5 protein-coding genes are annotated in these 7,897 nt (G+C 43.0%); all 5 read left to right on the forward strand.

Annotation, left to right across the window (positions count from 1 at the left end):
* The 5 genes from TY03_RS21050 to TY03_RS21070 are packed head-to-tail and all read left to right on the forward strand — an operon-like array spanning window position 1 to window position 7,715.
* The gene (locus TY03_RS21050) at window positions 1–513 is read left to right on the forward strand and encodes a hypothetical protein (protein ID WP_042373649.1); all 513 of its coding nucleotides are present in this window, start codon (window positions 1–3) and stop codon (window positions 511–513) included.
* Window positions 503–1,297 (forward strand): hypothetical protein, encoded by a 795-nt coding sequence (locus TY03_RS21055; RefSeq protein ID WP_042373651.1) that lies wholly within the window; start codon window positions 503–505, stop codon window positions 1,295–1,297. The genes TY03_RS21050 and TY03_RS21055 overlap by 11 nt, the downstream gene beginning before the upstream one ends.
* Window positions 1,294–4,332 (forward strand): hotdog fold domain-containing protein, encoded by a 3,039-nt coding sequence (locus TY03_RS21060; protein ID WP_042373653.1) that lies wholly within the window; start codon window positions 1,294–1,296, stop codon window positions 4,330–4,332. The genes TY03_RS21055 and TY03_RS21060 overlap by 4 nt, the downstream gene beginning before the upstream one ends.
* Complete coding sequence (locus TY03_RS22975) at window positions 4,329–7,424, forward strand: hypothetical protein (protein ID WP_042373655.1); 3,096 nt, start codon at window positions 4,329–4,331, stop codon at window positions 7,422–7,424. The genes TY03_RS21060 and TY03_RS22975 overlap by 4 nt, the downstream gene beginning before the upstream one ends.
* An 18-nt stretch (window positions 7,425–7,442) precedes the next feature.
* Window positions 7,443–7,715, forward strand: a complete 273-nt coding sequence (locus TY03_RS21070; protein ID WP_042373657.1) for a hypothetical protein — start codon at window positions 7,443–7,445, stop codon at window positions 7,713–7,715.
* Window positions 7,716–7,897 lie beyond the last annotated feature (182 nt).

A 7,897-nucleotide genomic window follows, 5' to 3' on the forward strand; every position in this document is an offset into this window, starting at 1 on the left:
ATGGATATCAAAGAGTTAGCAAAATGGTTTATCTCCGGTGCACCAGAGATGTGTGGAAATGGACAGAGCGGGTTAATGAACGCTTTGAGTATCGACGATCTAGTAACTGAATACTGGCGGGGTATTGACTTCTGTTTAGCGAAAGACTATCCACGCCTTCAGGTGATGAAGAAATTCAAAAAAGAGCTCAGAACACAGCATATTTATATTGGCGAGGAAGTTAAACTAGAGAATGAGACAAAAGCGGCTTTTCTCTTCAATTGTAAGGTTGATTTTACAGCAAATGAATATGCAGTATCTCGTATTTACGCAAAACACAATAGCCTGATTTCCATTAGGGCATCTGGGCATGCTTTTGTTATGGTAGACGCTCTTGATTCCTCTATCCTCGACATAGAGTGTATTGAGGAAGCTAAAGTTATAATCAACATGTATGCACGCTCTTCTGTCCGCTCTTCCGTTGGGCAGAACATAAAGACAGTATACAAGAACCTTGAAACATATGACTTATAAATTAGACGGAATAGATATTTCTATCTGGGGTGCAGTCCCCTATGTCGATAACGCACAAGAATGCATTGCTATTAGTGGGTTATTTGATCTTCCTAAGCGGAAAGGAACGATTGAGTACAATTGGGGTACATCTGTTGAGCCGTTTGTTGATGAAGATGATATTGAGTTAGATGGCCGGACACTCACACTAAAGGTATGTATAAAAGGAAGTTCCTCATCTGATTATCTGAAAAAATTGAACGACTACAAGCTGGCATGTATTTCCTGTAGGAATCTATGGACGGAGTTCGGAGAATTTGGAGTAGTAATGAAAGATGTGTTGGATGTCGAAGAGTACTATGAATATTGTATGGCCATTGTCACAACTAAGTTTTGGCAGCAGGACTTTATCTTATCGAAATTACTAACACTCCCATCCGGTGGATCGGATAGTCTACTGGATGGTTATAGTATGGCTCGTGATTTTGGGATTTACATAGCATCAAGGAAGGATGATAAAAGTATATCAAAACGAATAGAAGTCAGTACCACATCGCCATATACACAAATGCTATACCGTGAGCCGAGAGATATAACTTTTACATGCACAATGATAGGAGACGACTTACAAAGTTTATATTCTAAAATAACGCAGTTTCAGGCATTATGTATGAGGTCGGGTCTACGTACACTTAAATTATCGGAAACTGAATCATTTGATTTATACTTTAAGGATGGAATGGTAGTAAAGCCCACGTTGGAAACTTTGCTTAAGTTCGATTTAAAATGCAGAGTTGTGATATGATTGATATATTCAGAAATGTAGATGGTGTAGAAAAGGTTGTGTGCAGTGTTGCGGATGATAACGCAACACTCAAAAAGGCAATTATGGGCGCTGACGAAATAGTGATAGATGTAACAGTTGACTCCGTTCTGAATGTCCTTGTCTCCGATTATATACGATTCGAAGGCATTGTTTATGAATTAAATAGAGATTTTGAATTCAATCAGAAATCAGAGGTCGAGTATCAATACTCCTTTGTTTTTGAGCACCCTTTATATCGTTTGTTGGATAAACTCTATCTTAATAAGCTTTCCAAGAAAGCAACATTCACCTTAACGGGGCGGTTAGCTGATTTTGTAGGACTCCTTATTTGGAACATCAACAAGACTAGCGAAAACATGGAGGGCGTGGATGCAGGCTGGTCGGCAGGAGATATTCCTACTACTGATTATAAAACACTAACCTTTGGGTTAATAAACTGTCGGGATGTCTTAACTAAATTAGCCAGTGACTTCGGAGTTGAGTTTTATCTAAAGAATAAGGAGATTAATTTTGTTAATCACATTGAGAATAAAACCGGACTCGTTTTTTCTCAAGGTAAAGGCAAAGGGTTATATACGGTATCGCAAAAGAACGTAGATACAGGTAACGCCATCACGCGCATATATCCTATCGGAGGAACTCAGAACGTTCCACCATATTATCGTAAGTCTCTGGTGTTTGATGCGACCGTTGACGGATTGTTTGTACACGATGAAAAACGAAAGTTAGAAGGGGCTTATTTCCCTGCAAGCAGCAAGATTACGCCAACTGCAACTACCGTTGATCAAACGCAAGTATATTCTGTATCTAATGGAAAACTTGCCCTTAAGAATAGTGCTCCAGCAGATTTACCCGCTGGTTCGTACGCTATTGATTTCACTGAGTTGTCTATAAAGATGGCTTCAAGGTACCGTCCAGGTAACGATTATATCCCCGTTAACGTGAATATAGATGTAGTAGTCGAGGTCTATTATAAAGGTACAAACATTGTCGGAGCCAGACGGACTATCGTAAAGTCGCTAAAGAATGTAAATATCGTTGCAGTCGGTAATGGTTGGACGTACTTAGACACAAAGGAAACTTTTGATATTACGACAAATGATCTATCTGGAGGTACGACTCTCTGCCTAGACATATATAATTTGGACGGTACCCCATATATGAACAGGATTGATGTGTCTTGTGAAGGGAAGTCTAGTATTTGGGTAGAAAGAATACGATATAACACATCTATTCAGCTTCTTTCAGGCATAAACAAAGGTAATGAGTATCAATGCCTCTATTACCCAGAAGTATCAGGCAGAAAGAATGTGATTAAATTACCCGAAGGCTCTTCTGTCTCAACTGGAGACAGCTATACAATTGGCAATATCCTCAAATCTAAGGTCCCAACCGACTACTTCTCTGAACCTAATGCAGATCAAACAGTGGAAAGTATTAGCTGCGTGGATGAGAATGGACATTTGATTTTGCCAGAGGTATATATTGAAAATTTCTCGGAATATAGCAAAATTGTAGAGCGCGGAGTAGAGTTTGCGGATATCCACCCCTCTTTTGTTAGTGCCGTTTCATCTGCATCGGGCAATAACAATAGTATAATCAAGTGCTCCGAAATTGATTTCGACATTAAAGAAGTCGCTGTTGGAAGCGAGGCACGCATAAACTTTCTTACAGGCGACTTAATGGGAAAGTCCTTTTCTTTTCAATGGAACAATGAAAAGAAGGAGATTACACTTGTTGAGCAAGAAGACGAAACGGCTCTAGCAGATGCATCAGGTAAAAAGCCTACTATCCCAAGCACGATAAAGCAAGCCAAAGTAACAGACGAATTTAACTTCACAGGATTAATTCTCCCGAACTCTTATGTTACAAGTGCAATCGATAGGTTACGCAAAGCAGCTACTGCGTGGCTTGACTTCCATTGTCGCAAACGCATCAAATTTGACCTCAATATAGATTATCGTTATCTACGTGGTAAGCGAATGGTGCTTCCGGGGGATTTGGTTACTCTAAAAGTCCAAGAACACAATATTGATAAAGTTATTCGCGTCATTTCTGTTGACAGGAGGATTAAAACGGGAGAATTGACATGCGTTGTCTCCAACTATTTAGACGAGAAATGGGAAAAGAAAATTGAAGGGCAAATCAGTTCCATGCAAACGACCGTGAATGGTGGAGGAAGCTCTTCCGGTGGTGGATCTTCTTCAGGTGGCTCTACTGATAACGGCTTATCGAAAGACATCCGCGTAAACTCCCCCAAGACCGGCCACATCGAAACCGGGAACACCTTAAAGAAAGGTCTTACCTACGAGCAGATATTTAGAACGATGCTTTACAAGCCCGAACCAGCTACCTTTTTAGGGAAAATATCCACAGCTAACGACGTAGAGATAGGTTCAGCCAAAGGAACTCTCACTTATATTGCCAATCAGAAAGACAACGGAGCCTTATTTGAAGGGTATTATATGAACGATGATAACGTAAAGACCTTGCTCGTGTTCTCTGATCCAGATTCAAAAGGAGATATGACAGCCACACGTGTACTAACAGGCTTCATTGAGAAGAACGAAACCTACAAAGCATTTGCCGACTTCGAAGCCAACGAAACCGACAACCTACCTGCCTTGTCTCTTACAAGTACGATCAGCGTCAACGCGAGAAGAAAATGGTTTGCCGGCACAGCCAATGCGATACCTACTGATTCGCCCTCTGTTCGTTCGCTACCGAGTTCGGGATTCATGCTTTCAACCTCTTTCAGATTCTCTGTTCAGCGCGGTGTGAAGCGTATCATCTTCTGCTTCCCTGCCGAATATAGTCTAACTAAGTTGGTCTATGATGGTGTAATAAGCGGTATCGTCATACCGATTGGACAAATCAAGGTATCGACCATCAACGAGGTAAGCGGAGACAACGGAAAGTTGCCTATCCCTTATACCTGTTGTGCGATAGTGAACGACATAGAGAACCTACAAGATGCAACAGACAATTACACAGTAAATTTAATTAAGTCATGAGCGATGTAATAATATACGAAGGTGCTGCAATCCCTTTTTCTTTCTCGAGGCAGAACGGGCAACCTCTTGATGTAACCTCAGTGATGCGTACGCTCGCTGACATTACCACGTATGCAGCCAACGCAGAGAAGAAGTACGTACCTTATGAGGGTCAAACGATTGCTTGCCTTGAAGATAAGATGCTGTACATACTCGAACTGAAAAACGGGGTGTTAGTGCCTAAGTTATCGGGCGGTGTCAAGTTAATCAAGCGAGACGATAACGTAGAGCTAACCGACGATGCTGCTTTGTCTGCCTTGCGTAGCGTTAAGGAGATAGAAGAACGTGCTATCAGTCGAACCAAGCGTGATACGGCTGCCGAAGTGATCGAATTTGTAAAGGGCTTGACGGCAGCCGGCGGAAAGACCACGGTAAGCGGAGACGGTAAGATAACAACTCTCAACCTGCTTGTTCAGGCACTCGCTGAGGTATACGATCTGAACGTATCTCACGTGGCTACCATGATGCGAACCATCATCAAGGATTACGTAAGTTCCGAAGCGTTCACTCCCGGTCTGCTTGGCGAAGGCTTCAAGATCAGTAAAGCAATTAACGGTGACTGGAACTTAGAAATAGACAACGTAGTAGTGCGCAAGGTAATGACGATCTTTGAGATGATTATTTCTAAGGTACGTTCGGTTAACGGTGGTTTGGTAATCTCTCCTGCCAACGGTCGCATTAAGTCCGTAGCCGAAACAACAGGCTCACCTGCCTATTATGTGATCGGCATTGAGGGCGATATGCAGTTTGTTGTTGATGATTACGTTCGCTGTCAAGTGTTCTCAAACGGGCACGCTAAATACTACTGGGTTCGTGTATCGTCGATAAGCAATAATTCTATTCTTGTGCTCAAATCGGAGTTCACGAACAGAGCTGTTCCCGCCATAGGTGACGACTTGGTGCAGATGGGCAACGCGACCAACAAAGCCCGTCAAGGCTTGATTTACCTGACTGCTTCAGAGGATGGAAAGCCGCGTATCTCTGTAATGGATGGTGTAAACTCAACGAGCTTGGTCGGAAAGAATAAAGTAATTTTAGGAAGCTTAGATGGTATTACCGACACCGATTTTCCGGCAGACTTCCAGCCGAGCGGTTACGGTCTGTATGCCATGAACGTATTTCTAAAAGGTATATTCGTGCTTCGCAACGGTAAGAGCGTAGAGGGCGAGATCGAAGCGGCACAGAACGCAGCATCGGTCGCACAAGCAAAAGCCGATACGGTAACGCGTCTGTTTCAAGAGTTCACGGTAGCGGGTGGAGTGTTTGAGAGCAAGATTACCGAGGTTAAAGAGTATGCGGACGACAAGGTATCTGCGATACAGGTGGGCGGGCGCAACCTTGCATTGAATAGCGGGGTTGCTGTATCAAACGCCTCTTACAAAATTCACGCCTACCGATTAAGCGAAAACCTTGTATCTGGCAATACTTACATTTTGACTATTTGGGGAATTCTTGGCGCTGGAAGAGAGTGTTTTTCGATTTGGATTGGTGGCGGATATACATCTCTCGGTCGCCCCGCAGTGGTAACTGATGAAAGATACCAATTAATCTTTGTTTGCCCCGATTCCATTTCTGGCGATGGGAGTAGAGACGTTGTTCACGTTTATCATGAAACGGCAGGTTTATCCAGTGTATCTACTATTAATCTAATAAAACTTGAACGCGGCAACAAACCCACCGACTGGACACCAGCCCCCGAGGACGTCACCGCAGACGCACAAACCAAAGCCAACGCAGCCCAAGCCGCCGCCGAAGCGGTCGCCATCGCAAAGGCTACACTTGCCAAAACCGAAGCAAATGCATACGCTGATGGTATCGTTACGGAAGAGGAGAAACGCGCCATTGCAGACGCACAGGCAAAGCTAGCCGAGGCGAAACTTGATGCACAGGCGAAAGCGAACGACGCTAAACAGGCGGCAATCGCTGATGCAGCAAACAAGTACCCTACGAAGTCAGAGGTATCTACAAGCATCAAGCAATTAAGTGATAGTATCTCTCTTAAGGCAGAAAAAACAGAAGTGACAGGATTAGGTAATCGTGTATCTGCCGCCGAAGCAACTCTAACCGTACAGGCTAATCAGATCGCGTCTAAAGTCTCCCAATCGGATTTTAATACCCTTGGGCAGCGTGTGGGTTCGGCAGAATCGGCAATAACGCAACAGGCAACGCAGATCACTGCACAAGTTACTGCGGTTAACGACTTGACAGGTAGGGTTGCCTCGGCGGAATTGGCTCTAAATCCTGATAATATTTGGTTAGGACTGACTGCAAAAGTAGATGGTGCTATTGAATCGAAAGTAAAGACAGGTATTAGCATTGCGGGGAATGAAGTCAGCATATTCGGCACGACCATATTGAACGGAAATTTGATCGCTGGTATTATATCCGCTACCAATATCACCACTGGAAAGCTAACTGTAACGGATAATGCGAAGATAGGCGAGTTTCTCGTTCAAAACAATAGTTTGGTGAATAATGACTTTAGAGCATCTCTTCAAATCGGAGACAGCGATTCTCTTCGGTATGTAAAAATTGGTGGCGACTCTCTTAACCTTGCAAAAATACAAGTTGCTGGCGAAAATACCGTAGGGCTTAATATTACAACGTATAAACCCACTGTCGGAAGATACCCGCATACTAACTATGCGATAAAGTCGGTAGGGTCACATGTTTTCAAGCAAAGAGGGGCGGTTGACCAATACGACAAAGACGATATATGGGACGCGCCCGGTGTGTTGTGGTGTGGTCAGTATAGTTGCTCAAACTGGAATCCTGCACTAGCGAGATCATGGGGAAACGGATTGAATGTCACGGGTATAAGCCGACAAAGAGCAGGGTGTTACACAATAACACATAATCTTGGGCATGTAGATTACTTTGTGCATGCGATTGGCAATGCTCAGATTCGCGATAATTGGAACTGGTATAATACTACGGTCAGTTTTTTCGGGCATAGTGCGAGCCAATTTTCCTTATTGTTTAAAGATGATGGCGGAAGTGAGAAAGATCCGGCAGAATTTCAAGTGATGATATTTGGTCGAAATAAGTTTTAACAATAAAATAACAAAACAATGAAAATTAACTTTAGAAAAATCAAAGTAACGGCAATTGATCGCACTACTAACGAGTTCGATCTATCACAAGAGTTAGCCAATGACATTTACAACAACACGCAAGACGTTGGAGAGTTGGAACTTGCTCGTAATCTGTACAATCAAGGGGAGATTGAAGTAGACGCGGCAAAGGCTGTGATACTAAACAAGTACATCCGAAAGGATTTTAAGGCATTTATCACAGAAGCGGTTTGCCCCATGCTAGACAATATTATTAACTCTAAAAAATAACATCATGTTAGTAGAAACATCAAGAACCACAGAGGTAAGAGGAGAAGTAATCACAGATGGCTATCGCTACGAGGTAACTTATTCATTGAATGGCAAGGAGCTTACACGGATTCACTGTAATGTGAATAAGAAGGTATCGGAAGAGGTCGAGACACCGGAAGGAAAGCAGACCGTTGAAAGTC

This window comes from Bacteroides neonati, assembly GCF_000499785.1.
Lineage (GTDB): Bacteria > Bacteroidota > Bacteroidia > Bacteroidales > Bacteroidaceae > Bacteroides > Bacteroides neonati.

Excerpts from the sequence above, each read along its gene's own strand:
- TY03_RS22975 (WP_042373655.1), top strand. The coding sequence starts at position 4,329 with ATGAGCGATGTAATAATATACGAAGGTGCTGCAATCCCTTTTTCTTTC.
- TY03_RS21070 (WP_042373657.1), top strand. The coding sequence starts at position 7,443 with ATGAAAATTAACTTTAGAAAAATCAAAGTAACGGCAATTGATCGCACT.
- TY03_RS21055 (WP_042373651.1), top strand. The coding sequence starts at position 503 with ATGACTTATAAATTAGACGGAATAGATATTTCTATCTGGGGTGCAGTC.
- TY03_RS21060 (WP_042373653.1), top strand. The coding sequence starts at position 1,294 with ATGATTGATATATTCAGAAATGTAGATGGTGTAGAAAAGGTTGTGTGC.
- TY03_RS21050 (WP_042373649.1), top strand. The coding sequence starts at position 1 with ATGGATATCAAAGAGTTAGCAAAATGGTTTATCTCCGGTGCACCAGAG.